At 68.9% G+C, this 25,433-nt stretch carries 23 protein-coding genes; 15 read left to right on the top strand and 8 right to left on the bottom strand.

What is annotated here, in order from left to right; translation table 11 throughout:
- Window positions 1–90 precede the first annotated feature (90 nt).
- A complete protein-coding gene (locus DS837_RS08855; protein WP_149164406.1) occupies window positions 91–1,227 on the bottom strand; it encodes a type III PLP-dependent enzyme in 1,137 nt (378 codons plus the stop codon).
- Between the two features lie 442 nt (window positions 1,228–1,669).
- Between DS837_RS08855 and DS837_RS08850 the strand changes: the two genes are divergently transcribed.
- The gene (locus tag DS837_RS08850; protein ID WP_149164405.1) at window positions 1,670–2,155 is read left to right on the top strand and encodes an MgtC/SapB family protein; all 486 of its coding nucleotides are present in this window, start codon (window positions 1,670–1,672) and stop codon (window positions 2,153–2,155) included.
- Here DS837_RS08850 and DS837_RS08845 read toward each other — a convergent pair.
- Both DS837_RS08845 and DS837_RS08840 read right to left on the bottom strand, forming a co-directional pair.
- Window positions 2,139–3,323 carry a multidrug effflux MFS transporter gene (locus DS837_RS08845; protein WP_149164404.1) on the bottom strand — a complete coding sequence of 395 codons (1,185 nt, stop codon included), beginning with the start codon at window positions 3,321–3,323 and terminating at the stop codon, window positions 2,139–2,141. The two genes, DS837_RS08850 and DS837_RS08845, sit on opposite strands and share 17 nt — an antisense overlap.
- A gap of 63 nt (window positions 3,324–3,386) precedes the next feature.
- Window positions 3,387–4,205: a M48 family metallopeptidase gene (locus tag DS837_RS08840; protein ID WP_149164403.1), complete on the bottom strand. Its 819-nt coding sequence runs from the start codon at window positions 4,203–4,205 to the stop codon at window positions 3,387–3,389.
- Between the two features lie 198 nt (window positions 4,206–4,403).
- Here DS837_RS08840 and DS837_RS08835 point away from each other — a divergent pair, with 198 nt between their 5' ends.
- The 9 genes from DS837_RS08835 (at window position 4,404) to DS837_RS08795 (ending at window position 12,731) form a co-directional block, all read left to right on the top strand.
- Window positions 4,404–5,534 (top strand): sensor histidine kinase, encoded by a 1,131-nt coding sequence (locus DS837_RS08835; RefSeq protein WP_149164402.1) that lies wholly within the window; start codon window positions 4,404–4,406, stop codon window positions 5,532–5,534.
- Window positions 5,535–5,741: 207 nt separating this feature from the next.
- Window positions 5,742–6,134, top strand: a complete 393-nt coding sequence (locus DS837_RS08830; protein WP_149164401.1) for a hypothetical protein — start codon at window positions 5,742–5,744, stop codon at window positions 6,132–6,134.
- A gap of 314 nt (window positions 6,135–6,448) precedes the next feature.
- Window positions 6,449–7,786, top strand: coding sequence for a sn-glycerol-3-phosphate ABC transporter substrate-binding protein UgpB (ugpB, locus tag DS837_RS08825; protein ID WP_149164400.1), 1,338 nt, complete (start codon window positions 6,449–6,451; stop codon window positions 7,784–7,786).
- Between the two features lie 172 nt (window positions 7,787–7,958).
- Window positions 7,959–8,843, top strand: a complete 885-nt coding sequence (ugpA, locus tag DS837_RS08820) for a sn-glycerol-3-phosphate ABC transporter permease UgpA (protein WP_149164399.1) — start codon at window positions 7,959–7,961, stop codon at window positions 8,841–8,843.
- On the top strand, window positions 8,840–9,712 hold the full coding sequence (gene ugpE / locus DS837_RS08815; protein WP_149164398.1) for a sn-glycerol-3-phosphate ABC transporter permease UgpE: 873 nt from the start codon (window positions 8,840–8,842) through the stop codon (window positions 9,710–9,712). The genes ugpA and ugpE overlap by 4 nt, the downstream gene beginning before the upstream one ends.
- Before the next feature lie 3 nt (window positions 9,713–9,715).
- Window positions 9,716–10,801 (top strand): sn-glycerol-3-phosphate import ATP-binding protein UgpC, encoded by a 1,086-nt coding sequence (locus DS837_RS08810; RefSeq protein WP_149164397.1) that lies wholly within the window; start codon window positions 9,716–9,718, stop codon window positions 10,799–10,801.
- An 80-nt stretch (window positions 10,802–10,881) separates the two neighbouring features.
- Window positions 10,882–11,487, top strand: a complete 606-nt coding sequence (gene gstA, locus DS837_RS08805; RefSeq protein ID WP_149164396.1) for a glutathione transferase GstA — start codon at window positions 10,882–10,884, stop codon at window positions 11,485–11,487.
- 109 nt (window positions 11,488–11,596) lie between these two features.
- Window positions 11,597–12,031 (top strand): VOC family protein, encoded by a 435-nt coding sequence (locus DS837_RS08800; RefSeq protein ID WP_149164395.1) that lies wholly within the window; start codon window positions 11,597–11,599, stop codon window positions 12,029–12,031.
- Window positions 12,032–12,221: 190 nt separating this feature from the next.
- Window positions 12,222–12,731, top strand: a complete 510-nt coding sequence (locus DS837_RS08795) for a hypothetical protein (protein ID WP_149164394.1) — start codon at window positions 12,222–12,224, stop codon at window positions 12,729–12,731.
- 23 nt (window positions 12,732–12,754) lie between these two features.
- Here DS837_RS08795 and DS837_RS08790 read toward each other — a convergent pair whose 3' ends face one another.
- Window positions 12,755–14,191, bottom strand: coding sequence for a DEAD/DEAH box helicase (locus DS837_RS08790; RefSeq protein ID WP_149164393.1), 1,437 nt, complete (start codon window positions 14,189–14,191; stop codon window positions 12,755–12,757).
- 465 nt (window positions 14,192–14,656) lie between these two features.
- Here DS837_RS08790 and DS837_RS08785 point away from each other — a divergent pair, with 465 nt between their 5' ends.
- Together DS837_RS08785 and DS837_RS08780 are read left to right on the top strand one after the other, a co-directional pair.
- Window positions 14,657–15,112: a Fur family transcriptional regulator gene (locus DS837_RS08785; protein WP_149164392.1), complete on the top strand. Its 456-nt coding sequence runs from the start codon at window positions 14,657–14,659 to the stop codon at window positions 15,110–15,112.
- Window positions 15,109–15,333: a hypothetical protein gene (locus tag DS837_RS08780; protein WP_014241688.1), complete on the top strand. Its 225-nt coding sequence runs from the start codon at window positions 15,109–15,111 to the stop codon at window positions 15,331–15,333. The genes DS837_RS08785 and DS837_RS08780 overlap by 4 nt, the downstream gene beginning before the upstream one ends.
- A 33-nt stretch (window positions 15,334–15,366) precedes the next feature.
- On the opposite strand, the gene DS837_RS08775 is transcribed toward DS837_RS08780, so the two are convergent.
- The 3 genes from DS837_RS08775 to DS837_RS08765 form a co-directional block, all read right to left on the bottom strand.
- Entirely contained in the window at window positions 15,367–16,707 is a 1,341-nt protein-coding gene (locus tag DS837_RS08775; RefSeq protein WP_149164391.1) for a DUF1329 domain-containing protein, read from the bottom strand.
- Window positions 16,708–16,802: 95 nt separating this feature from the next.
- Complete coding sequence (locus DS837_RS08770; RefSeq protein WP_149164390.1) at window positions 16,803–19,769, bottom strand: hybrid sensor histidine kinase/response regulator; 2,967 nt, start codon at window positions 19,767–19,769, stop codon at window positions 16,803–16,805.
- Entirely contained in the window at window positions 19,766–22,087 is a 2,322-nt protein-coding gene (locus DS837_RS08765) for a PAS-domain containing protein (RefSeq protein ID WP_149164389.1), read from the bottom strand. The genes DS837_RS08770 and DS837_RS08765 overlap by 4 nt, the downstream gene beginning before the upstream one ends.
- 237 nt (window positions 22,088–22,324) lie before the next feature.
- Here DS837_RS08765 and DS837_RS08760 point away from each other — a divergent pair, with 237 nt between their 5' ends.
- Genes DS837_RS08760 through DS837_RS08750 form a run of 3 tightly spaced genes read left to right on the top strand, consistent with a single transcriptional unit; the run spans window position 22,325 to window position 24,597 of the window.
- On the top strand, window positions 22,325–22,630 hold the full coding sequence (locus DS837_RS08760) for an STAS domain-containing protein (RefSeq protein WP_149164388.1): 306 nt from the start codon (window positions 22,325–22,327) through the stop codon (window positions 22,628–22,630).
- 7 nt (window positions 22,631–22,637) lie between these two features.
- On the top strand, window positions 22,638–23,420 hold the full coding sequence (locus DS837_RS08755; protein WP_149164387.1) for an ATP-binding protein: 783 nt from the start codon (window positions 22,638–22,640) through the stop codon (window positions 23,418–23,420).
- A 19-nt stretch (window positions 23,421–23,439) separates the two neighbouring features.
- Window positions 23,440–24,597 carry a PP2C family protein-serine/threonine phosphatase gene (locus DS837_RS08750; protein WP_149164386.1) on the top strand — a complete coding sequence of 386 codons (1,158 nt, stop codon included), beginning with the start codon at window positions 23,440–23,442 and terminating at the stop codon, window positions 24,595–24,597.
- Window positions 24,598–24,675: 78 nt separating this feature from the next.
- Here DS837_RS08750 and DS837_RS08745 read toward each other — a convergent pair whose 3' ends face one another.
- On the bottom strand, window positions 24,676–25,251 hold the full coding sequence (locus tag DS837_RS08745; RefSeq protein WP_237904919.1) for a DedA family protein: 576 nt from the start codon (window positions 25,249–25,251) through the stop codon (window positions 24,676–24,678).
- Window positions 25,252–25,433: the final 182 nt, after the last annotated feature.

Raw genomic sequence — 25,433 nt, 5'->3', positions numbered from 1 at the left:
TCGGGTCCCGGCATTTCCGCAAGCGGCCAAAGAAAAAGCCCCCCGTCCCGAAGGACGAGGGGCTTTTCTTTGAAACGGACCGTTGCTCGATCAGATGCAGATCTGCTGGAGCGGGGCGAAGCCGTTGAAGCAGACCGCCGAGTAGGTGGTCGTGTAGGCGCCCGTGGCGTGGATGCGCACGCGGTCGCCGGCCTTCAGGTCCATCGGCAGCTTGTACTCGGCGCGCTCGTAGAGCACGTCGGCGCTGTCGCAGGTCGGGCCGGCCAGCACGACCGCCTCGCTGTCGCCCTCGCCGTCGTCGCCCATCACCTGGATCGGGTACTGGATCGCTTCGTCCATCGTCTCGGCGAGACCGCTGAACTTGCCGATGTCCAGATAGACCCAGCGCTTCACGTCGTTGGCCGACTTGCGGGAGACGAGGACGACCTCGCTCTCGATGATGCCGGCGTTGCCGACCATGCTGCGGCCCGGCTCCACGATGGCTTCCGGCAGGCGGTTGCCGAAGTGGGTGCGCAGGGACTCGAAGATGGCCTGGCCGTAGGCGGTGGTCTCCGGCACGTCGGTGCGGTAGCGGGTCGGGAAGCCGCCGCCCAGGTTGATCATGCCGAGATCGACGCCCAGCACCTCAAGCTCGCGGAACAGCTGCGCCACCTGGAAGATGGCGTGGTCCCACTGCATCAGGTCCTTCTGCTGCGAGCCGACGTGGAAGGACACGCCGTAGGGAACGACGTTCATGCCCTTGGCCTTCAGCAGCAGCTCCCGCGCCATGGCGAGGTCGCAGCCGAACTTGCGCGACAGCGGCCATTCGGCGCCCTCGCCGGAGGTCAGGATGCGGCAGAAGACGCGGGCGCCGGGGGCGGCGCGGGCGATCTTCTCCAGCTCCGCCTCGCTGTCGAAGGCGAACAGGCGCACGCCCAGCTCAAAGGCACGGCGGATGTCCGCTTCCTTCTTGATGGTGTTGCCGTAGGAGATGCGCTCCGGCGCGCAGCCGGCGGCCAGCACCATCTGGATTTCCGGGACGCTGGCGGTGTCGAAGGCGGAGCCCAGACGGGTCAGCAGGCCGAGGATCTCCGGCGCCGGATTGGCCTTCACGGCGTAGAAGATCCGGGCGTCCGGGAGCGCTTCCTCCAGGTCGTGGTAGTTTGCTTCCACGACGTCCAGATCGACGACGAGGCACGGGGTCTGCGGGCGCTGCTCTTCGAAAAAGCGCGCAATCTTATCGGTCATCTCAGTCTCCCGGACGCAAGATGAAGGTGTCGGACGAATTGTGAAAAAGCAGGGGCGGAGCGGCCGCGCGCTGCTGACCGGTCAGAAAGAAAAGACGGTCAGGCGCTCAGGCCGCCCATACTGGACTGCCGTGTCGCCTTGCGGGGAAGAGCCAAACGGGACAGAACCGGAAAGAGTCGGAGACGGGTGAGCCGGCGCCCACCCACAACAACATGAACCATCGTAACCTCCAAGACGCCGCCTTGCTTAAGGGACGGTCGGGGATCACGCGTTACGTCGTTGCATAACCACATCTCGAAAAGGACGAGGGGCGGGCCAGCGGCACGTGCGCTTGCGAGTTGCGGTTACATAGATCGAACGGGCCGCCTTTTAAAGTGAAAAATGCGACCGGGCGCAAAAAAGTAGCAAGCGTTACGCAAAGGTAAAAATAAGGAGGAATAACATGGACTTGAGTACGGCCATTCCGGTCTGGGACATGGCGGCCCGGCTGGCCGCGGCGGCGGTTTGCGGGGCGGCGCTGGGACTCGACCGGGAGATCCGGGGCAAGGCGGCGGGGCTGCGCACCCACACGTTGGTGGCCATCAGCGCGGCGGTGACGACTCTGGTTGCGCTGGAACTCTACTGGGGCATGGCCGGGCATAAGGGCGGCGGTGGCAGCGGCGGGGGCGACATGGACCCCACCCGCGTCATCCAGGGCATCGCCCAGGCCATCGGTTTCATCAGCGCCGGGGTGATGTTCCGCGCCGGAACCACGGTGCGCGGGGCGACCACCGCGGCGGTGATCTGGATGGCGGGCGCGCTGGGCATCGCCTGCGGGGCCGGATTCTACGTGCTGGCGGGCATGGCGCTGGCGCTCTGCCTCGCCGTCACCATCGTCTTCTCCTACGCCCTGCGCTGGATACCGGAGTCCGTCAAGCGCGAGGAGTGACGAGAAGCCGGTGCGCCAGCGCGGCGCCCAGGGCGACCAGCCCGATCGCCGTCATCATGGGAAGCTGGCTGTCCGCGTGGGTGTGCCCGAGCACCACGCCGATCAGCGCCGCCACGGTCATCTGCACGAAGCCGACCAGCGAGGAGGCCAGCCCGGCCATCATCGGGTAGGGGCCGACCGCCCCGGCCATGGCGTTGGGCAGGGTCAGCCCGGCGCCCAACAGGAAGAGGAAGACCGGGACGATGACCGCCGCCAGATGCAGCACCCCGCCCACAGCCAGCCCCACCCCCAGCAGCCCGCCGGCCAGCGACACCGCCGTGCCGGTGCGGATCATCCGCGGCCCGCCCAGCCGCGCGCTCAGCCGCCCGGCCAGGAAGGAGCCCACGGCGTAGCCCAGCACCACCGCGCCGAAGCTCGCCCCGAACTGCGCGGGCGTCAGGTGCAGCCGCCCGATCAGCACGAAGCTGGAGCCGGAAATGAAGGCGAAGATGCCGCTGTAGGCGAAGGCCACCGTCAGCATCTGCCCGACGAAGCCACGGTCGCGCAGCAGCAGCGCGTAATTGGCGAGCAGCCGGCCGGGCTGGAGCGCCGTCTCGTCGCGGTTGGCGTTGGTCTCGCCCATCAGGGCCCAGGTGGCGGCCAGGATCAGGGCGGCGAAGCCGGTCAGCAGCAGGAAGTTGCTCCGCCAGCCGAACCACTCCGTCAGGACGCCGCCGAGGATCGGGCCGGCGGCGGGGGCCAGGGTCATCGCCATCGCCATGTAGGCAAGGACGGTGGCCGCCCGGTCGCGCCCGAAGACGTCGCGCACCACCGCCCGCGCCACCACCGGGCCGCAGCAGGCGCCCAGCGCCTGGAAGAAGCGCGCGCCGATCAGCGTCTCGATGTCGTCGGTCAGCGCGCAGGCGGCGCTCGCCACCAGATAGATGAGGATGCCGCCGAGCAGGGCGGGCCGCCGCCCGAACCGGTCCGACACCGGCCCGTAGACGAGCTGCGACACCGCGAAGCCGGCAAGGAAGACCGAGAGGGTCAGCTGCACCGTGGCGATGTCCGTGCCGAACACGGTGACCAGCGTCGGCAGGGAAGGCAGGTAGAGGTCGGTGGACAGCGGGCCGAAGGCGACGAGCGCCGTCAGCAGCACGCGGACGGTCAGGGAATCGGGACGGGGCATGGAGGGAGTCGGGCCGGGGACGGTGGGAGTGGCGCACTCTAGCAGAGCCTCGGCGCGCCCCCGTCACGGCGTTTCGGCATGACCGTCATTTGCAGGTGAAACCATTTCCGCTCCCTCGCCATAGCGCAGCAGCCGCGCGCCGTTGGCCTTCAGCCAGAGGCGGGGCGTGCGCACGTCGCCGGTCAGCTGCGCGCACAGGGTCCAGAAGCGCTGGGAGTGGTTCATCTCGCGCAGATGCGCCACCTCGTGCCCCACCACGTAATCCAGCACGGACTCCGGCGTCAGGATCAGCCGCCAGGAGAAGGAGAGCCGCCCGGTGGCGGAGCAGCTTCCCCAGCGGCTCTTGGTGTCGCGCACGGTGACGGCGGCGACCCGCGCGCCGATCAGCGCGGCCTTGGCGCGCGACCGTTCGGCCAGCTCGCGCCGCGCCTCCGCCATCAGGAAGTCGCGCACCCGGCGGGCGACATGCTCCACCCGGCCGCCGACCAGGATCGCGCCGTCCTCGCGCCGGGTCGCCCCGCGCAGGTCCGGGCTGTGCCGGACGACGTGATCGACGCCGAGATAGGGCACCACCGCCCCGTCGGCGAAGGGAAGCTGCGGCGGCAGGGCGGCCAGCCGCGCCCGGACCCAGCCGTCGTGCCGCCCGACGAAGCGCAGAGCCTCGGCCTCCGGAACGCCCACCGGGATCACCACCTGGATCAGCCCGCGCCCGGCGTCCACCCGCAGGGTCATCCGGCGGGCGCGGGCGCTTTCCCGCAGCTCCAGCGGCACGGGCAGGCCGGCGACGGCCAGCGCGCGCGGGGCCTTCGGGCGTGGCGCCTGGGGTTTGGCCTGGGATTTGGCCTGGGTTTTGGAGGAGTGGGATTTGCGGCGGAAGAGCATACCTGACTTATAGCCTGCGCGGCCGGCTTGGGCCAATGGGGGCGTTGTCCTTCACATTCAAACGGAATTTGTCCCAAGTGAGTTTTGCATGTGATATTTGACTCCGATGCCCAAGTGGCCGGATAAGTGTGCTGTAATCTCAGTTTTTGCGGTGAAGTTGTGGTCGAGTATACCCAGAAGAACTCAACCGAAGGTCATATGACTGATCGTGCGATCTGGCTTGAGGCTCTGGTCTCCGCCAACGGCGCCGCTCACGCTCTGCTTGGGCTGGACGCTCGGCTTCTCGTGGTCAACCAGGCTTTTGCCGCGGCCTTCGGCCGCCTGCCGGAGGAGGCGGACGGCAAGGAGCTGACCGAGCTGGGCGTTCCGGCGGCCATCGTGTCCCAAGTGGAGGCACAGGTCCGCCGTGTCGTCCTCACCGGGGTCCCGGTGTCGGCCTTTGGCCTGCTGCCCCGGGGCGAAATGGTGCTGAGCCCGGTGCGCGACGCGGACGGGGTCGTCACCGCGGTCGCCGCCATCGCCGACACCAACGCCGCCGCGCTGGCCGCCGCCCGCGCCGAGGCCGAGCGGGCGAAGGCCGAGACCGAGCGGGTCCGCCAGGAGGCCGAGACGGGCCGCACCGCCATCGGGCGCTTCCTGTCGGCGGCCAGCCACGACCTGCGCCAACCCTTCCAGGCCATGCACCTGTTCCACCATCTGCTGATGGGCCGCCTGACCGATCCCGGCGCGCGCGATCTGGGCGAGAAGCTGGAGATGTCGATCGAGGCGGCGGAGGGGCTTCTGCGCGCCCTGCTGGACGTGTCGAAGCTGGAGGCCGGGCTGGTCCGGATGCAGGTGCAGACCTTCCCCATCGACGAGACGCTGGGCCGCCTGCTCAACGAATTCGCGCCGGAGGCCGACGCCAAGGCCCTGCGCTTCAACGTCCGCCCCGCGGACGCGGAGGTGAGCACCGACCCGGTCCTGTTGGAGCAGCTTCTGCGCCCGATCCTGTCCAACGCCCTGCGCTTCACCGAGTCGGGCGGCGTGCTGCTGGCGGCGCGGCGGCGCGGCGCGGCGTTGCGCATCGAGGTGTGGGACACTGGCCTCGGCATCGCTCCCGCCGACCATGCGGCGATCTTCGACGACTTCCGCCAACTCGGCAACCCGAACCGCGACCGCCGGCACGGGCTGGGGCTCGGCCTTGCCATCGTGCGGCGCTTGGCGGCGCTGATGGGCCTGCCGGTCTCGCTGCGCTCGGTGCCCGGCAAGGGCTCGGTCTTCGCGGTGGACGTCCCGCTGGCGGCGGAGAGCGCCGCGGAACTGCCGGTCGAGAGCAGCAGCGCGGCGTGACGGGGCGGGGAGCCGCCATTCCTCCTTCCCACCGAACGAACAGAGAGCGCCGTTCTCGCTTGCGCTCGCCGACCCGTCCATCGGCGCCGCGCCGGGCGTCGATGGAGCGCGCATACTTCCTCCGAAGGCCGAGGCCGTTCACGGCCCGCCGGCCCCGGCGTCATGGTCTGGGTGCGCCACAGGCGCGGCCTGGGATCGGAGGGAAGCATGCATCGCAAAGCAGGGTGCCGGCTGGCCGGTTGTCTGGCGGGGATGACGATGGCCGCCTTCGTCGTCCTGCCCGCCGCCGCGCAGACGACGAGTTTGGACTGGGACCAGCGCGGCTGCGTCTTCGGGCCGCGGCCCGGCCTGGATCGCCTGGTGCCCGGCTACAACCCCGGTGCGCAGCCCTATTACTGCCCGCCGCCCGCCGCGCTCTACCCGGTCCCTCCGGTCGCGCCTCCCTCGGCGGCGCTCTACCTGTCGGCGCCGAGCCGGTCCTATTGCCTGCTGCGCTCCTCCGGCCTGATGGGGGACAGCCTGTCGCAGATGGCCGGGTCCCTGTGCCGGGACGACTCCGCGCTGTGGGCGCTCGCCCAAACATGGCACCCCGAGAGATGACGTAAAGGTGATAGTCCGCACTGATACGTACGGCTGATTGACAGCCTCCCCTTCTATCCTTAAGGCTTGCAAAAAAGAAACACACATACGGGGAGGAAAACCATCGATGCCGGCGCAGCGCCCGTCACCGCCTTAAGTCCCGTTCCATGCCTTACGCAGGACCGACGTTGCAACCGCGAGGAGCGGATGCGGCGCGCCCCTGCGCGCGCGTTCGGGACACGTCATCAAATCTTCAAAAGACCGTCGCGGGACCGCAACCCGCGCCCTGCATGTCAGCACATCACGCAATCGATTGGTTCCAGGGAGAGACCACCATGCTGACCCGCCGCAAGCTCGCCGTCTCGACGGCCGCCTTCGCGCTCGCCGCCGGTTTCACCGGCGCCGCTTACGCCCAGCAGAAGACCGTCGTCGAATTCTGGCACGGCCTGCCCCAGCCGCTCGGCGGCCAGCTCGAGCAGGTGGTGAAGGGCTTCAACGACAGCCAGGACAAGGTCCAGGTCAACCCGACCTTCAAGGGCAGCTACCCGGAGACGATGCAGGCGGCCATCGCCGCCTTCCGCGCCGGCAACGCTCCGCACGTCGTGCAGATGTTCGAGGTCGGCACCGCCACCATGCTGTCCGCCGGCCCGGCCATCAAGCCGGTGCACCAGCTGATGAGCGAGACGGGGTCTGGCCTCGACGCCGCGGCCTACATCCCGGCGGTCCGGGGCTATTACAGCTCCAAGGACGGCAAGATGATGGCCCTGCCGTTCAACAGCTCGACCACCATCACCTTCTACAACAAGGACGCCTTCCAGAAGGCCGGGCTCGACCCCAACAAGCCGCCGGCGACCTGGCCGGAAGTGGCCGACGCGGCGCGCAAGCTGAAGGCGGCGGGCGTGACCTGCCCGATGACCTTCTCCTGGCCGACCTGGACGCAGTTCGAGCAGGTCGGCGCGCTGCACGACAAGCCCTTCGCGTCGGAGGCCAACGGCTTCGGCGGGCTGAACGCCACGCTGAAGATCAACGACCCGTTCTTCGTGAAGCATCTCCAGACGCTGATCGACCTGCAGAAGGAAGGCGCGCTGCGCTACGGCGGCCGCGACAACGCCGCGGACTCGCTGTTCCCGTCGGGCGAATGCGCGATGATCCAGGCCTCGTCCGGCCTGCGCGGGCGCATCGTCAAGGAGGCCAAGTTCAATTGGGGCGCCGCGCCGCTGCCCTATTGGCCGGACGCCATCTCGTCGCCGAAGAACTCGATCATCGGCGGCGCCGCCTTCTGGGTGATGACCTCGCCCAAGCGCACCGCCGACGAGTACAAGGCCGTCGCCGCCTTCTTCAGCTACCTCGCCCGTCCGGAAGTGGACGCCAAGTGGCACATGGACACCGGCTACGTCCCGGTGACGCTCCAGGGCTTCGAGCTGGCGAAGAAGGAAGGCTTCTACGACAAGAACCCCGGTGCCGAAGTGCCGGCGGAGCAGCTGACCCGCACGGCCACCACGGAGAACACCATGGGGCTGCGGCTGGGCAACCTGCCGGAAATCCGCAACATCATCCAGGAGGAGATGGAGCGGGCGTTCCAGGGCCAGCAGACCGCCCAGCAGGCGCTGGACAACGCGGTGAAGCGTGGCGACACGGTCCTGCGCAACTTCGAGCGCGCCAACAAGAACTGAGTGGTTCTGTGGCTTATCCCCTCTCCCGTCCCGGGAGAGGGTGCCCGCGAAGCGGGCGAGTGAGGGTCGATCAAGGGTCAAGGAACCCATCCTTGCCGGCACCCTCACCCTCCCACCGCTTCGCGGCGGGTCCCTCCCTCTCCCCGGAGGGGAGAGGGTTGAAAGGGATTCCATGCAACGTCGCGTGATTTTCGACAACAGGGCGTTGCCCTACCTGCTGCTGGCGCCGCAGGTGGCGGTGACGCTGATCTTCTTCATCTGGCCGGCGGCGCAGGCGCTGTGGCAGTCGGTGCATCTCCAGGACGCCTTCGGGCTGCGCAGCCAGTTCGTCGGGCTGGAGAATTTCCAGGCGGTGCTGAGCGACCCGAACTATCTGGAGACGGTCAAGACCACCATCGTCTTCAGCGCGTCGGTGACCGTCCTCTCGCTGGTCTCCGCGCTGGGGCTGGCGGTGCTGGCCGATGCGAAGATCCGGGCGGCGGCGGCCTACAAGACGCTGCTGATCTGGCCCTACGCGCTGGCGCCCGCGGTGGCGGCGGTGTTGTGGATGTTCATCTTCAACCCGGACATCGGCATCCTGGGCCGCGCGCTGAACGACCTGGGCTACGCCTGGGACTACCGGCTGAACGACGGGCAGGCGCTGACCATGGTCATCCTGGCGGCAAGCTGGAAACAGGTCTCCTACAACTTCATCTTCTTCCTGGCCGGGCTGCAGGCCATCCCGCGCTCCGTCCTTGAGGCGGCGAGCATCGACGGGGCGGGGGCGGTGCGCCGCTTCTGGACGATCACCTTCCCGCTGCTGTCGCCGACCACCTTTTTCCTGCTGGTGGTGAACATCGTCTACGCCTTCTTCGAAACCTTCGGCACGATCCACGCCCTGACCCACGGCGGGCCTGGCAAGGCGACCGAGACGCTGATCTTCCGCGTCTACCAGGATGGCGTGGTCAACCATGACCTGGGCGGCTCCTCCGCGCAGTCGGTGATCCTGATGGTCATCGTCATCGCGCTGACCGCCATCCAGTTCCGCTTCGTCGAGCGCAAGGTGCATTACTCATGAACCGCGACCGCGCCAACCCGCGCTCCGGCGGGCGCCTGATGGACATGGTCCCGCACCTGATCCTGATGCTGGGTGTCCTGATCTTCGCCTTCCCGATCTACGTGACGGTCATCGGCTCGACCTGGGACGCCGCCACCATCGGGCGCGGCAACCTGCCGCTGACGCCCGGCGGGGAGATGCTGAACAACTACGCCTCGGCCTGGAGCGAATCGCAGGGCAACCGCGTCATGCACACCCCCGTGCGCATCATGATGTGGAACAGCCTCGTCATGGCGCTGGTCATCGCGCTGGGAAAGATCGCCATTTCGATCATCTCGGCCTATGCGGTGGCCTTCTTCCGCTTCCCGCTGCGCATGGTCTTCTTCTGGATGATCTTCATCACGCTGATGCTGCCGGTGGAGGTGCGGATCATCCCGACCTACGAGGTGGTGGCCAACCTCGGCCTGATCGACAGCTACGCCGGGCTGACCATCCCGCTGATCGCCTCGGCCACGGCGACGCTGCTGTTCCGGCAGTTCTTCCTGACCATCCCGGACGAACTGATCGAGGCCGCGAAGATCGACGGGGCGGGGGCGCTGCGCTTCTTCGTGGACGTGGTGCTGCCGCTGTCGCGCACCAACATCGCGGCGCTGTTCGTCATCCTCTTCATCTACGGCTGGAACCAGTATCTGTGGCCGCTGCTGATCACCAACAGCGCGGAGATGGAGACGGTGGTCATCGGCATCACCAAGATGATCGGCAACGGCGAGGCCGCGACCGACTGGAACCTCATCATGGCGACGACGGTGCTGGCCATGCTGCCGCCGGTGGCGGTGGTCGTGCTGATGCAGCGCTGGTTCGTCAAAGGCCTTGTGGACAGCGAGAAATAAGAAATGGCAACGGTCGATCTGAATCGGGTCCGCAAGTCCTACGGCGCCGTCGAGGCCATCAAGGGCATCGACATCAGCGTCGCGGACGGGGAGTTCCTCGTGCTGCTCGGCCCCTCGGGCTGCGGCAAGTCCACGCTGCTGCGCATGGTCGCCGGGCTGGAGAGCATCACCGGCGGCGAGATCGCCATCGGCGGGCGGGTGGTCAACGGGCTGGAGCCCAAGGACCGCGACATCGCCATGGTGTTCCAGAACTACGCGCTCTACCCGCACATGAGCGTGTTCGACAACATGGCCTACGGGCTGAAGATCCGCGGCCTGCCCAAGGCGGAGATCCAGGCGCGCGTGGCCAAGGCCGCGGAGATCCTGGAGCTTGGCCGCTTCCTCGACCGCCGGCCCAGCCAGCTGTCGGGCGGGCAGCGCCAGCGCGTCGCCATGGGCCGCGCCATCGTGCGCGAACCCGCCGCCTTCCTGTTCGACGAGCCGCTGTCCAACCTGGACGCCAAGCTGCGCACCCAGATGCGCGTCGAGATCAAGCGGCTCCAGGACCGGCTGGGCATCACCAGCCTCTACGTGACGCACGATCAGGTCGAGGCGATGACGCTGGCCGACCGCATCCTGGTGATGAATCACGGGGTGGCCGAGCAGGTCGGCACGCCGCTGGAGGTCTACCAGCGCCCGGCCAGCCTGTTCGTCGCGGGCTTCATCGGGTCGCCGCCGATGAACGTGCTGGACGCGCGCTTCGACGCCGCCGGGCAGGGGGTGGCGCTGCCCGGCGGCACCGCCTTCGTCCTGCCGCGCCCGCGGCCCGACATGGCCGGGCGGCCGGTCAAGCTCGGCGTGCGGCCGGAGCATCTGGCCCCAGAAAATTTGGGCACGTCCGGCGACGGGCCGCTGATCGTCACGGTCGATCTGGTGGAGGCCCTGGGCGCCGACACGGTGGTCTACGGCCGCCTGCCGGACGGCGAGGCGCTGGTGGTCCGGGTCGCCGGTCTGCCGTTCTGCCGCGAGGGCGAGACCTTGCGCGTCGGTGCTCCGCCCGACGCCCTGCACCTGTTCGACGCGGAGAGCGGGCGGCGGCTGCCGGATTGAACGGGCCGGTTGCATTCGCTGCCGCCCATGCTCCACTGTCGATCCGTCATGTCCCGCCGGAAACAAGGATAAGAAACGCCATGAAGCTCTACCTGAAGCCGGGCGCCTGCTCGCTGTCGCCGCACATCGTCCTGCGCGAAAGCGGCTTGGCCTTCGACATCGCGGCCGTCGACCTTGTCGCCAAGAAACTGGAGGACGGCAGCGATTTCCTGGCTGTCAACCCGAAGGGCCAAGTGCCGACGCTGGCCTTCGACGACGGCGCCGTCCTGACCGAGGGCGCGGCGATCGTTCAGTGCATCGCCGACCGCGTGCCGGAGAGCGGTCTGCTGCCGGCCGTCGGAACGATGGAGCGCTACCGCGTGCTGGAGTGGCTGAACTTCATCGGCACGGAGATGCACAAGACCTTCAGCCCGCTGTTCCGTCCGACCACGCCGGACGCCTTCAAGGAGATCGCCAAGCAGACGCTGACCGCCAAGTTCGCGGTGGTGGAGGCCGGGCTGGCCGGCAAGGACTACCTGACGGGCGATCGCTTCACGGTGGCCGACGCCTATTGCTTTACGGTGCTGCGCTGGGCGCCGCGGGTCGGCCTGCCGCTGGACGGCTGCCCGAGCATCACCGCCTACATGGCCCGCGTCGCCGCGCGCCCGGCGGTGGCTGCGGCGCTGGCGGCCGAAGGGATCGCCTGACCGCACGGGGAGGGGACGCACCTGTTCGATCCCGAGACAGGCTGGTGATTGCCCGAGTAGACTGCTTGGGCAATCACCAGCAGGGAGGGGGGCTTCGGCTCCCGTGAGCATGAGCGCAACCGACCGCAAACCCGTTCCGCCCTTCCACCTCGCCTTCCCCGTCCGCGACAAGGAGGAGGCGCGCGCCTTCTACGCCGGCCTGCTGGGCTGCGGGGTGGGACGTGAGTCCGACCGCTGGATCGACTTCGACCTCTACGGCCATCAGGTGGTGGCGCATGTGACGGAGGATGCCGGAACCCGCGCCACCAACCCGGTCGATGGCGAGGACGTGCCGGCCAGCCATTTCGGCGTGATTCTGAATTGGGACGACTGGCACGCGCTGGCCGACAGGTTGAAGGCCGAAGGCGTGCGATTCCTCATCGAGCCGCAGATCCGCTTCAAGGGGCAGGTTGGCGAGCAGGCCACCATGTTCTTCCTCGACCCGAGCGGGAACGCCCTGGAGTTCAAGAGCTTCCAGGACATGGGGCAGATTTTCGCGCGGTGACACCGGCGGCAATGCTTCGACGCCATCGGCATTTCCTGCACCGTGGAGGGGAACATTCGGCCCGGTCCGACGGTCCGGTTTGCCCCGCCGCACCGGGGAAGGGCAGCGGTCACGCGCTGTCGGGGATGGCATGGAACCTGCTAATGGCCGATTGCCAAAGCGGTTCCACCAATCAACCCCGAGGTGCTTCATGAGCAGTCTGCCCGCCGCCGCGCCGGGATTCGGATCGTCCGGCATCCACGCGCTGAACGGTGGCATGGTCACCCGCGTTTCCGGGGCGACCAAGGCCACGCCGGAGATGATGGCGCGGGTCGGGGGCGGCGATTCCGCCTTTCAGCAGCAGATGAGGATCGCCGGTGATCCCAACGCCGTGGACCCGGCGGTCGCGGCGCGCAGCCGCGCCGTGCAGGCGCACACCGTGTTCCGGCAGGGCGGTCAGGTCGTCGCCGCCGTTTGGCGGGACGGCCAGACGCAGATGAGCAACGGGCTTGCGGCGCGGCTGGATTGGAGCGCGCTGGAGCGGCAGACCGCCGCCCTGCCCGAAGCGCAGCGCCGGGACGTGATCGCCGCGGCCATCACGAAACAGATTGGAGGGAGCGTCCAGGTCCAGCGCTATGGCGACAGCGGCGCGGCGCCGACGCGTGGCGCGGTGATCGACGAGCAGGCCGCGGCAAATCGGGCGGTGCGCGACGGACGGTGATCCCGCCGCGCACCGAACAGACTTTACGCCGCGGACCGCTTGTTTCCGCCCGGCTGGCCGCCATGCGGGGCGGGGCGGCGGTTGTGGCGGTTCTGCTGGTTGGCCGACACCTTGGCCTTCAGCGGCTGGTCGCCGGTGGCGCCGGCAACCCGCGCGCCCTGCGGCGCCTGCGGCTTCGCACCCTGGGCCTTCGGCGCCTGAGCCCGCTGGCCCTGCGGCTTGCCGCCGCCCGGCTGCTGCTGGGGCTGACCGCGGCCCGGACGGGGCTGCTTGGGCGCCGGCTTCGGCGGCTTGGCCGAGGAGGCATGGATCGCCGCCACCACCGACGCGTGGTAGGGGTGGTCGTGGTCCGCCGGGACCGGCTGGCGGATGGTCTTCTCGATGGCCTTCAGATAGGCCACCTCCTCCGCGTCGCAGAAGGACACCGCGCTGCCGTCGGTGCCGGCGCGGGCGGTGCGGCCGATGCGGTGGACGTAGCTCTCCGGCTCGTTCGGCAGGTCGAAGTTGATGACGTGCGTGATGCCGTCGATGTCGATGCCGCGCGCCGCGATGTCGGTCGCCACCAGCGCCTTCAGGTCGCCGCTGCGGAAGGACTCCAGCGCCCGCACGCGGGCCGACTGCGACTTGTCGCCGTGGATCGCGTCGGCCGGGACGCCGGCCTTCTTCAGATGGTCGGCGATGCGGTCGGCGCCGTGCTTGGTGCGGGCGAAGACGATCGTCCGCTCCATGGCGCCCTCCTGGAGGAGGTCGGCGAGCAGGCGGCGCTTGTCGGCGCGGTCCACGAACAGCACGCGCTGGGCGATGCGCTCCACCGTGGTGGACTGCGGCGCCACCTCGATCCGCTCGGCGTCGGTCAGGATGCTGTGCGCCAGCTCGACCACGGCTTCCGGCATGGTGGCGGAGAACAGCAGGGTCTGGCGCTGCTTCGGCAGGACCGCGACCACCTTCCGCACGTCGCGGATGAAGCCCATGTCGAGCATGCGGTCGGCCTCGTCCAGGACGAAGATCTCGACCTGGTCGAGCACACACTGCTTCTGGGCCATCAGGTCGAGCAGGCGGCCCGGAGTCGCCACCAGCACGTCGGTGCCGCGGGCCAGCGCCGCCACCTGCGGGCTCTGCCCGACGCCGCCGTGGATCACCGTGCGGCGGATCGGCAGGTGCCGGCCGTAGGTGCGGAAGCTCTCGCCGATCTGCAGCGCCAGCTCGCGCGTCGGCGTCAGGATCAGCGTGCGCGGCGCCTTGGCCTGCGTCCGCTTCTTGTTCTGGAACAGCCGCTGGAGGATCGGCAGGGTGAAGGCGGCGGTCTTGCCGGTGCCGGTCTGGGCGAGGCCGAGCACGTCGCGGCCCTCCAGAAGGACGGGGATGGCGCCGGCCTGGATCGGCGTGGCGGTCTGGTAACCCTCTTCGGCGACGGCGCGCAGAAGGGGCTCGATCAGGCCGAGGCCACTGAATTCGGTCATACGGGGAGGGTCCTGGTCACGTGAACAGAGGCTGCACCTGGGCCGTGCCCGGACGGTGCCGGGGCGGCGTGGCTTGGGGCGCTCCGCCGCGGGAGTGCGCGGAGCCATCAATTCACCGTGGGAAGGCGCAAGCGGCGCCGGTACCGGGACGACGAGGAGCCGGCAGCCCCAAAGCAAAATCGACCGATCACACATAGGCGTTGAGGCGGCTTTTGGCAAGCAATCAAGGACCTTGGCCGCGTTTCGGACCGGAAATGTCCCTGTGCCGGGCGGCGGTTCCAGGGGACGGTGGGGATGGCGGGGAGGGGCCGCGTCGGTGGGTGAGGCATTTTGCCGCGTGAATTCCCGGAATAAAAAACGGGGTATAGGATTGCGAATGAATTTCAGTATTATGATCGGCGCTGCAGCATGGCGCCCCGGATTGCGGGACACGGCGCCGCAACGGATGGCAAAGGCGGTGGGGCAATGACGTCGCGTCTCGAATCCTTGTGCCTGGAGAAAGGACTGAAGATGACCGGCCAGCGCCGGGTCATTTCCCAGGTCCTGTCGGAGTCGGAGGACCATCCCGACGTGGAGGAGGTCCACCGCCGCGCCGTCCTGATCGACCCGCGCATTTCCATCGCCACCGTCTACCGCACCATGCGCCTCCTGGAAGACGCGCAGGTGATCGAGAAGGTGGACCTGGGCGACGGACGCGCCCGCTATGAAGAAGCGTCCACCGACCATCACCACCACCTGATCGACACGCGCAGCGGGCGGATCATCGAATTCGCCAGCCCGGAGCTCGAGGCGCTGAAGGAGCGCATCGCGCGGGAACTGGGCTACCGCATCGTCGGTCACCGGCTGGAAATCTACGGCGTCCCTCTCGATGGCGGCGACGCGCTGGACGGCAACTCTGTGGATGGCGGGGAGCGTCGATGAAGAGCATGCGCTGGTTGACGATCGACCCCTACCCGGCGGTGAGCCTGAATTGCCGCGACGCCGTCCAGCGCTGTTACGCCGGCCTGTGCGATTGCGGCCAGCCGGAGCGCTACGCGCTGGAAGCGGCGGTGACCGTCTTCCGCTACCACCATCCGGAAACCCCGCCCTTCCAGGCGGAAACCATCGTCAGCCAGTGGGTGGCCGGTCCGGTCCGGCATTGACCGCCGTCCTCTGTCCGTCTCACTCCGCCTATCTCACCAGGGCCGCCGCTTGCGCTCCAGCGTGTCGGGGGCGAAGTCCTCGGGCCGCAGGGTCTTGGCGAAGTCCGGCGGGGCGAGTTGGTTGTCGAGGCCGTTCACCACGTAGCGGTCGCCCGTGAGGTCGTAGGTGATCTCCAGCGCCGGGGCGAAGACGGGCAGCTGGGGATAGGCGATCCCGTGCGCCTCCGCGTAGCGGACCAGATTGCCCTTGCCGTCGTAATGGTCGGCCATGACGATCTGCCAGGAATCCTCGTCCAGATAATAGGTGCGCTCTGGCAGGGCGTGGCGGAAGCCGGACTTCAGCCGCGCCTCGACGATCCACACCCGGTGCATCTCGTAGCGCAGGAACTGCGGGTTGGGATGGCCCAGCCACAGGAAATCCACCGGCGCCAGATTGGCCGTGTTCATCCGGCTGGCGTTGTAGGGCACATACATCTCCCGCCGCGTCACCAGCGCGAAGTCGAAACGGTCGAGCGGGCCGCCGAACATGTCCAGCATGTCGGCGGTGCGGATGCCGCCGCTGGCCGGGTCCGGCGTGTCGTAGACGAAGTCGGGCGCCCGGACGGGCTTGCCGGTTTCTCCTTGCCGGAACCAGGCGGCGAAACCGGACTGGATCGGGTTCAGCGTGCCGTGCAGCAGCAGGGTCGTCCCGGCCTCCGCCTTGGGCATCAGGGTGGTGCGCCGGTAGTGGAAGGGACGCCCGCCGTCGATCCCGGCGGCGTAGCTGGATTGCCAGTCCTCGCGGTAGACCGCCGCGGTGTGGATGCCGCCGGCCTCCGGCAGGACGGTGGCGCCGGTGCGGCTGAAGGACGTGCCGCGCCAGCGCAGGATGTGGTTCCACATCGCCTGCACGCCGTTGGCCGGGATGGGGAAGGGCACGCCCACCCGCGCTCCGCTCAACGCCAGACCGTTCTCGCCCAGCTTGGCGCGTTTGGCGTTCTCGATCGTTTCGTCGTAGACGCGCTGGGGGGCGGCGGCGCTGCGGTTGCTGGGAAAGACCGGGATCTCGAAGGACGGATATTTGGTCAGCATCGCCTGGAGGCCGGCGGACAGGCGGACCTTGTAGCGGTCCAGATCCCCCGGGCCCACGGTGAACCAGCGCCCATCCTCGTCGTAGGGGTCGGGCAGATGGGTGCCCGGTTTCCAGCCGCTGGGGACAGCGGTCAACCCTCCCTTCCAGGGCGGGATGGCCCGCGTCCGGCTGGCGCCCCGCACCGCGCCGAAGGGGGTCAGCTCCTCCCCAAGGGCGGGAACCTTCTCCTGCGCGGCGATCGGGGCGGCGTAGGGGAGCACCGGCAGGGAGAGCAGCAGGCTTGAGAACTGGCGGCGGTTCATGCGCGTCTCGCGGCGTGGCGGGTCGCGGGGACGATACCCCAATCGCGCGCCGGTTCGAACGGACAAAGGATGTTCAGGGGGTGTTCAGGGGGCGTTCAAGGATCCGATGCCGTAGCGATGAAGCGTTCGACCTCCCGCATCGCCTGCTCCAGCGCTGCGGCCAGCGCGGTCACCCGCTCCCAGGGGGCGTCCTGCATCACCGCCTGCTCCAGCGCCTGCGCCGCGTCGCCGAGCAGCGTCGCCCCGGCGTTGCGGGCGCAACCCTTCAGATTGTGGGCGCCGGCGCGGATCGCCGTTCCGTCCCGCGCAGCGACGGCGTCGCTGATCTCGTCCGCGATGTGGCGGCCGATCCCGACAAAGTCGTTCAGCAGCTCGTCGATCAGCGCCCGATCGTCGCCGCAGAGCCGGCGCAGGACATCGAGGTTGATCGGGGGCAGGTTGATCGGGGGCAAGTCGATCGGCGGGTTCGTCGAGGATGGGAAGGAAAGGGAGGGTGCCACCGGGTCCGCGACCGCGGGCGGCAGGAAGCGGGACAGCGCGGCGTCGAGCTTCGCCAGATCCAGCGGCTTGCTCAGCGCCTCGTCCATGCCGGCCGCGCGGTAGCTCTCGATGTCCGCCGGGGCGGCGTTGGCGGTCAGGGCGACGATCGGCAGATGGGCGCCGGTGGCGCGCTCTGTCGCGCGGATGCGGCGGGTCAGCTCGAACCCGTCCACCTCGGGCATCTGGATGTCGGTCAGCAGCAGGCCGTAGCGCCGCCGCCCCAGCGCGGCCAGGGCCTCCGCCCCGCCGTTGGTCAGTTCCGCCGTGTGGCCCAGCGAGGTGAGCTGCATCTGCAGGACCTTCCGGTTGATGGCGTTGTCCTCCGCCACGAGGATCAATCGCCCGATGGCCTCCGCCTCGGCGATGACGCGCTCCGGACTGAGAACGGCCGGGGCGCAGCGCACGGCGGGCGGCGGGTCTTCGCCGGGTGCGGCGACCGTCAGGGCGCGCCCGGCGGCCACCGCCACGGCGCGCACCAGGGGCGTGCGGCGGACCGGGCGGCTCACCGGGACCGACCCGTCGGCGAGGCGGCCGCCGATGGCGGTGGGGTCCTGCAGCAGCACCGTCGGCACCTGCGCTTCCCCGATGCGGCGGCCCAGCAATTGCGGCGCCTGGGCGGCGGCGGGGGTGTGCAGCGCCTCGTCCACCACCACGACGTTCAGGGCGCCGCGTTCCGTTTGGGCCATGCGGGCCTGTTCGGCCAGCGCGTCCGGTTGTCCGGCGGCCAGCACGCGCGCTCCGGCGGCTTCCAGATAACGGGCGACGATCCGGCGCTCCTCCGTGTCCGGCAGGCCGACCAGGACGGTCAGGTCGGAGAGGTCCGGTTCGTCCACCGTCGAGTGACTGGGCGGGGGGACGGGCGGGGCGGGGTCGGCCGCGGCGCTCAGCGTCAGCTCGACCCAGAAGGTGGAACCCGCCTCCGGCGCGCTGTCCACCCCGATCGTCCCGCCCATCAGCGCGACCAGCCGCCGGCTGATCGACAGGCCCAGCCCGGTGCCGCCGAAGCGCCGGGCGGTCGAGCTTTCCGCCTGGGTGAAGGGCTGGAAGAGCTGGCGGCGCGCCGTCTCGGAAATGCCGATGCCGGTGTCCGCCACCTCGATGCGCAGCCGGGTGCCGCCTTGCGTATCGTCGCCCGTCCGCGCCGCCAGGGTGGCCTGGACGATGATCCGCCCGCGCTCGGTGAACTTGATGGCGTTGCCGCACAGGTTGAAGAGGATCTGGCGCAACCGCACCGGATCGCCGATCAGGGCCGGTGGAATCGCCGGTTCCACATAGGTCAGCAGATCCAGCCCCTTGGCCCGCGCCGCCGGGGCCAGCGTGTCGGCCACACCTTCGACCAGGGCGGGGATGGAGACGGGCACCTGCTCCAGGTCCATCTTGCCGGCCTCGATCTTCGAAAAGTCGAGGATGTCGTCGATGATCCGCAGCAGCGAGGTCGCCGACTCCCGCATGGTCGCCACGGTGTCGCGCTGCCCGCCGTCCAGCGGCGTGCGCTCCAGCAGTTCCAGCATGCCCAGCACGCCGTTCATGGGCGTGCGGATCTCGTGGCTCATGGTGGCGAGGAAGGCGGATTTGGCGGTGGTCGTCTGCTCCGCCTGCTCCTTGGCGCGTTCCATCTGGCGCTCGGCCAGCTTGCGCCGCGTGATGTCGTAGACCCAGGCGAGATGGACCGGGCGGCCGTCGAGCAGCGTCGGGTCCACCGACACCAGCGCCCAGAAGGTCGAGCCGTCGGCCCGCCGCACCCGCACCTCGGCGTCGCGCAGCGAGCGGCGGAAGAAGGTCCAATGCGTCTCGTGCGCCTCGGTGTTGTCCGGCTCGATGAACAGGTCGGCGATGGAGACGCCGACCAGCCGCTCCTTCGGCACGCCCAGCAGATGGACCAGCCGGTCGTTGCACGTCACGAGCACGCCGTCATGGGTGTAGGCGCAGACGCCGACCGGGCTCGACTCCAGGATGGCGCGCATCTGCTCGCGGCTCTGCCGCAGCTCGTGCGTGCGTTCGGCCACCTTGGTCTCGATGAAGCGGATGTGGTCGTAGGCGCGCAGCGCCGCGATCACCGCGGTGAACAGCCCTTCCGCCGACAGGTCGGCCTTCGACTTGTAGTCGTTGATGTCGCAGCCGACGATCACGTCCCGCTGCGGCGCCTGCCCGGGCTGGCCGGTGCGCAGGATGATGCGGACGTCGAGATTGCCAAGCGTGCCGCGGATCCAGCGGACCAGTGTCAGCCCGGCGTCGTCCTCCTCCATCACCACGTCCAGCAGGATGACGGCGATGTCCCGGCGGGCGCGCAGGACGGCGCGCGCCTCGGCGGCGGAGCGGCAGCCGATCAGCTCCAGCCGGCGGCCCTGGAACTCCACGTCGTCCAGCAGGAGGGCGGTCATGGAATGGACGTCGTCCTCGTCGTCCACCACCAGGATGGGCCAGGGCGGGGTCTCGTCCCTGTCCTCGCCCTCCTCGTCGGCGAACAGGATCTCGTCGTCGGTGTCGGGATCGGTGTCGGGCATGATCAGCTCGTCGGTCATGCGTCCTCCTCCGGGGCGTCGGCCATCCGGGGCGCCGTCGCGGGAATCCGCAGGAGGAAGCTGGTGCCCCTGCCTGTGGGGTGGTCGCGCGCGGAGTCGCTTGGGGCCGGGCTGTCCACCGAGATCCGGCCGCCCAGCGATTGCGTCACCAGATTGAAGACGATGTGGAGGCCGAGCCCGCTGCCTCCGGTGCCGCGCTTGGTCGTGAAGAAGGGTTCGAACACCTTGGGCAGATTGTCCGGGGCGATGCCGACCCCGTCGTCGGAGAAGCGGATGTCCAACTCGCCGTCCGGCAGCTCCTCCACGCTCAGCGCCATCGTGCCCTCGCGGCCGTCGGGGAAGGCGTGGGTCAGCGCGTTGATGACCAGATTGGTGATGACCTGGCTGAGCGCGCCGGGATAGCCGTCCATGGTGATGCCGTCCGCGCAGGCGACGGTCATCTTGTGCGGGCTCTTGCGCAGGCGCGGACCCAGCGAGGTGATGATCTCGTCCAGATAGGAGCGCAGGTCGAAGCGGCGGCGCTCCTGGCTGGTCTGGTCGACGGCGACGCGCTTGAAGCTCTGGATCAGTTCCGCCGCGCGGGTCAGGTTCTGTTCGATCAGGCGCGAGGATTCGCCCGCCGCCGCCACATAGGCGGTCAGGTCGGACTTCTTCATGGTGCCCTTCGCGAAGGCCTCGGTCAGCGTCCGCGTCTTCGACGCCAGATGGGTGGAGCAGCTGTAGGCGATGCCGACCGGCGTGTTGATCTCGTGCGCGACGCCGGCCACCAGCAGGGCGAGCGAGGCCATTTTCTCCGCCTGGACGAGGCTGTTCTGGGTCTCCTTGAGGTCGGCGTAGGCGGTTTCCAGCGCCTCCATGGCGTGGAACACCTCCTCGGCGGAGCGCGCCTCCACCGTCACGTCGGTGAAGGTGCGGACGAATCCGCCTTCCGGCAGGGGGTTGGACCGCACCTCGATGATCGTGCCGTCGGGCCGCCGCCGCTTGAAGGCGAAGGGCTGGTCGGGAACCACGGCGGTCTCGTCCAGCTCCAGGTCGGGGTCGATGCTGAAATCCTCGAAGGCGCCCTGGGCACGCTGGAATTGGATGATCTCGGGAAACAGCGGGTTGCGGGCGAGGAAGGCCGCCGGCACGTCGAGAAGCTCCGCCGCGCGGCGGTTGGACATGACGACGCGCAGGTTGCGGTCCACCATGATGATGCCCTGGTCGGTGTTGTCGAGCGTGATCTGAAGGACGTTCCGCTCGCGCGCCAGATCCCGTTCGGCCTGCATGCGCTCCGTCACGTCGGACATGGTGCCGGTCAGGCGGACCGCGGTTCCCTCGCCGTCGCGCAGGGCCGTCGCCCGATCCTCGATCCAGCTCCAGCCGCTATCCCGCCGCCGCATGCGGTAGACGATGGAATGGGCGCTGTCCTTGTCGCGCACGCGGCTGCGGGACTCCGCGATGACCCGCCGCCGCTCCTCCGGATGGATCAGCGATTCCCAGGTTCGCGCGGTCATCGCCAGTTCGGCCGGGCCGTAGCCGAGCAGGGCGGGGAACTCGTTCGACCACCAGTACTGGCCGGTCCGCAGATCGTAATCCCAGACGGAGGACCGCGTGGCGGCGATGGCCAGCCCCAGCCGTTCCTCGCTCTGCCGCAGGGCGGCCTCCTCCTCGTCGAGCCGGGTCAGCATGCCGTTGTAGGCGGCGATCACCCGCCCCAGCTCGTCGGCCGACGACCAGTGCACGGGCTGGCGCAGATGCTCCTGCTCCGCGGTGCGGATGGATGCGATCAGCCGGCCCAGCGGCACGCCGATGGTCAGCCGGTGGGCGGTCAGCGCGGTGACCAGCGTGCCGACCAGCATCAGCAGCAGGAGCCACAGCGTGTTGACCATCTCCTGACGGATCTGCTCGTCCACCGGGGCGTAGCTGAAATGGAGCGTCAGCGTGCCGAGCCGGCGGTTCTGCACCTGGATCGGACGGCGCACCGTCTCGCGCCCGGCGACGGGACGGCAATCGGCGTCCGGCCATGCGAAACGGCCGTCGGCCAGCTCGTCCGCCACCTCGATGCACAGAAGCTCGCGGTTGACGGAAATCGCCTGGATGATGTTGCGGATGGCCGGAACGTCCACAGCCCACAGGCTGGAGGACAGGGCGACGGCGTTGATCTCCGCCACCGCCTCGATCCGGTCGCGCAGGGCGCCGCGCAGATCCTTGTACTTGCCGTAGAAGAAGATCGAGGAGAAGCCGAGCGTGGTCAGCATCAGGATGGGAATCAGGATCAGCAGGAACTTCGCCGACACCGTCGGCACCGTTTTCCACGCCTGCTCGATCACCGTCATGAAGGGGTATCCCGCTGCGGGGTCGCATGACCGGGGCGGAGCGGCGGCACGGCGCCGCCTTCACCGGCTGTGCGGTTGTACTATCAACCGGCACCATCCGTCTATGGCGTGTGGAGCGTGAAATTTCGTCCTGTGGTCGATAAAATTGACGAAATCTATGCTTGAAGCTTGAGGGGGGATCGGCCTTGCACTACTGTTCGGGGGAGCCGCTTGCGCGGTGCAACACAAGAGGATGTCATGAATTTCCAGGTGCGCCGGTCCTCTGAAACCATCGAGGTGCTGTTGAGCGGCCGGTTGGAGTTCACCGACCATGACAGCCTTCCCGACATCGTGGAGCTGCTCGACGGCGAGGGCACGCGCCGCTTCATCCTGGACATGGACGGGCTGACCTTCATCGATTCCGCCGGGATCGGCATGCTGCTGATCCTTCAGGACGAGTCGGAGCAGCGCAACATCAAGCTGATCCTCCGCAAGCTGCAGGGCGATGTGCTGCGATCCATCGACCTGGCGCGGATCGGCGAAGTCGTCGCCATCGAGCGGTGAGCGGACGATGGACGGTTCCTCCGCCTGTCTTCCCCCCGGTCCGGCCGGCGCCGTGCGACCTTTCAGCGTGGTGCGGGACCGCGTGCCGGCGGACATCGCCGCGCGGGTCGCGGCGCGCTTCGGCCTGGGCGAGGCCGCGGGGGGCGCCGCAGACGCGGTGGATGGCCGGGCCGCGGCCGCGGTGCTGCTGGCCCAGGCCGACCGGGACATCCTGCGCGGCGCCTTCGGGCTCAACCGCTTCCTGACGGTGGAGCTGACGGAGCGGGAGGAGGGGAGCGGCGCCATCGACGCCGACTGGCTGGGCGCCCCGCCGGTGGAGCGGGGGTTCTACCTGTCGCTGACCACCGGCACGGCCTATGGCCTGCAATGCGCGGTTCTGGTCTGCGACGAGCTGACCCGGCGCGGTGTGCTGACGCCGGAGCGGCGCGGCAACGTCGAGCTGTGCCTGCACGAGGCCATCGCCAACGCCATCGTCCACGGCAATCTGGGCATTCCCAGCGCGACCAAGGAGCAGCCGGAGGGCTACCGCCTGTTCAGCCGGCTGCTGCGCGAACGGCTGGGCGACGGCGCCGTGCGGCAACGGCGGATCGACATCTTCGCGCGCTGGACCGCCGACAGCCTGTCCATCGCGGTGGTCGACCAGGGCAACGGGTTCGACGCCGCGGCCCTGCCGCAGGACACCGACAGCGGCGCCCATTCGGGCCGCGGCTTCGTGTTCATGCGGGCGCTGGCCCGGCGCATCCACGTGACCGACGGCGGGCGCTGCACCCTGCTGCAATTCGACCTGTGACGGACAGGCGGGTCCGCGCATGCCCATTTCCCTCGCCGCCAGCCGTGTCCTGATCGTCGATGACAACGAGTTCAACAGGAAGTCGCTGGCCCTGATGATCCGCCGCGCCGGGCTGACCCAGATCGAGGTCGCCGAGAACGGCGTGGAGGGGCTGCGCAAGGTGGAGAGCTTCAGCCCCGATCTGGTGCTGCTCGACGTCAGCATGCCGGTGATGGACGGGCTGGAGATGTGCCGGCGCCTGCGCGAGCGGCTGACCCACGAGGAGCTGCCGATCCTGTTCCAGACGGCGCTGGACAGCGACGAGGAGCAGGTTCGCTGCTTCGAGGCCGGGGGCAGCGACTTCATCTCCAAGCCGATCAAGCCCGGCGAGTGCGTCGCCCGCGTCCGCCACCAGCTCGAAAAGCGCAAGCTGTTCACCGACCTCGCCAACTTCCGCGAGCGGGTCGAGCGGGAGCTGAAGCACGCCAAGGCGATGCAGCTGTCCCTGCTGCCCGAGCCGAAGGAGCTGGAGGCGGTCGCCGAGCGGTACGAGCTGGTGCTGGACGCCCATTTCGAAACCTCGTCGGAACTGGGCGGCGATTTCTGGAACGTCTACCCGCTGGACAGCCACCGCGTCGCCTTCCTGCTGGTCGATTTCGCCGGGCACGGCATTACCGCGGCCATCAACACCTTCCGCCTGCACACGCTGATCGACCGCTTTCCCATGCAGCATGTGCCGCCCTCGGAATGGCTGGCCGGGCTGAACCGGGCGCTGAAGGAGGTGCTGCCGGTCGGGCAGTTCGCCACCGCCTTCTTCGGCATCCTCGACCTGCACACCGACACGTTGACCTACGCCTCGGCCGGGGCGCCGAATCCGGTGGTGGGGATCGCGGGGGAGCTTCGGCTGCTCGACTCGGCGGGGCTGGTGCTGGGGGCGTCGCGCCGCGCCGTCTATGCCGACCGCAGCCTGCGCCTGCCGCGTGGAAGCTGCCTGTTCCTCTACAGCGACGCGCTGATCGAATGCAGCGGTCCGGACAACGATCCGATCGGCCAGGACGGAGTGCCCGGTCTGCTGCGCGGCGCCATGGCCGCCAACCGCGCCCGACCGTTGGGGCCGCTTCTGGAGCGCTTCTACGCCCGCACCAGCCTGCCGCTGCGCGACGACCTGACCGCCGTGTGGATCGCCCGCCGGGCGTGAGGGCACCCTTGAAAGGAGAAAGGCCGCCGCGGTAGTCCGCAGCGGCCCTTTGCCTTGGTGCCGAGGGGAGAGGCGCCGTTACGCCTGCGTCTCGGAGGCGGCGTAGCGGCGGCGGACCCACATCACGCTCTTCACCGCGAAGATCGTGACGCCGATGCCCAGCGCGATGAGCAGGAGGATCTTCGGGCCGTTCTCGCCGATGGCGGCGGCGGCCTCGCCGAACAGGTAGCCGGCCCCGGCGAAGCTCCAGGCCCAGATGCCGGCGGCGATGAAGTTCCAGAACAGGAACTTTCGCCAGGGCATGCGGGACGTGCCGACGGCGACCGACGCGATGTTGCGCACCCCGTAGAGGAAGCGGAAGGCCAGGATGAAGCCGACGCCGTAGGTTTCCAGCCAATACAGCACGCGCGTCGCGCGGGCCTCCGCCGCCGGGAAGCGGGCCAGGGCCTTGCCGCCCCATTTGCGGCCGATCCAGAAATAGCACTGATCGCCCATGAAGCTGCCGATCCACACGGCGGCAACCAACCAGTATAGGTTGATGATCCCCAGATGCGCGCCCATCCCACCGAAAATGACGAAGGTCTCGCCTTCGAAGAAGGCCCATATGAAGGCCAGGGGATAGAAGGCATCGCCCCAATCCTGGAGCCAGGTCATCCAGTCCAAATCACCCTCCCCGCGGGTCGTTCCTTTTCGGCTCTGACCGCCGGCGAGGCGCCAGGGAAACGCAGGCGCGGCCATTGGTCAGGCTACGGACACATCATTGCACATAAGTGCGTGTCCTGTCGCGCAATCATTCCCGAATCGGGGGGAGGGAACCGTACAAAGTTGGGGTACGA

Origin of the sequence: Azospirillum brasilense, from assembly GCF_008365405.1 — a bacterium.
In the GTDB taxonomy this organism is placed as follows: domain Bacteria; phylum Pseudomonadota; class Alphaproteobacteria; order Azospirillales; family Azospirillaceae; genus Azospirillum; species Azospirillum brasilense_D.
Note: the sequence above shows the minus strand (reverse complement) of the source record. Positions and strands in the feature narration are given on the sequence as shown.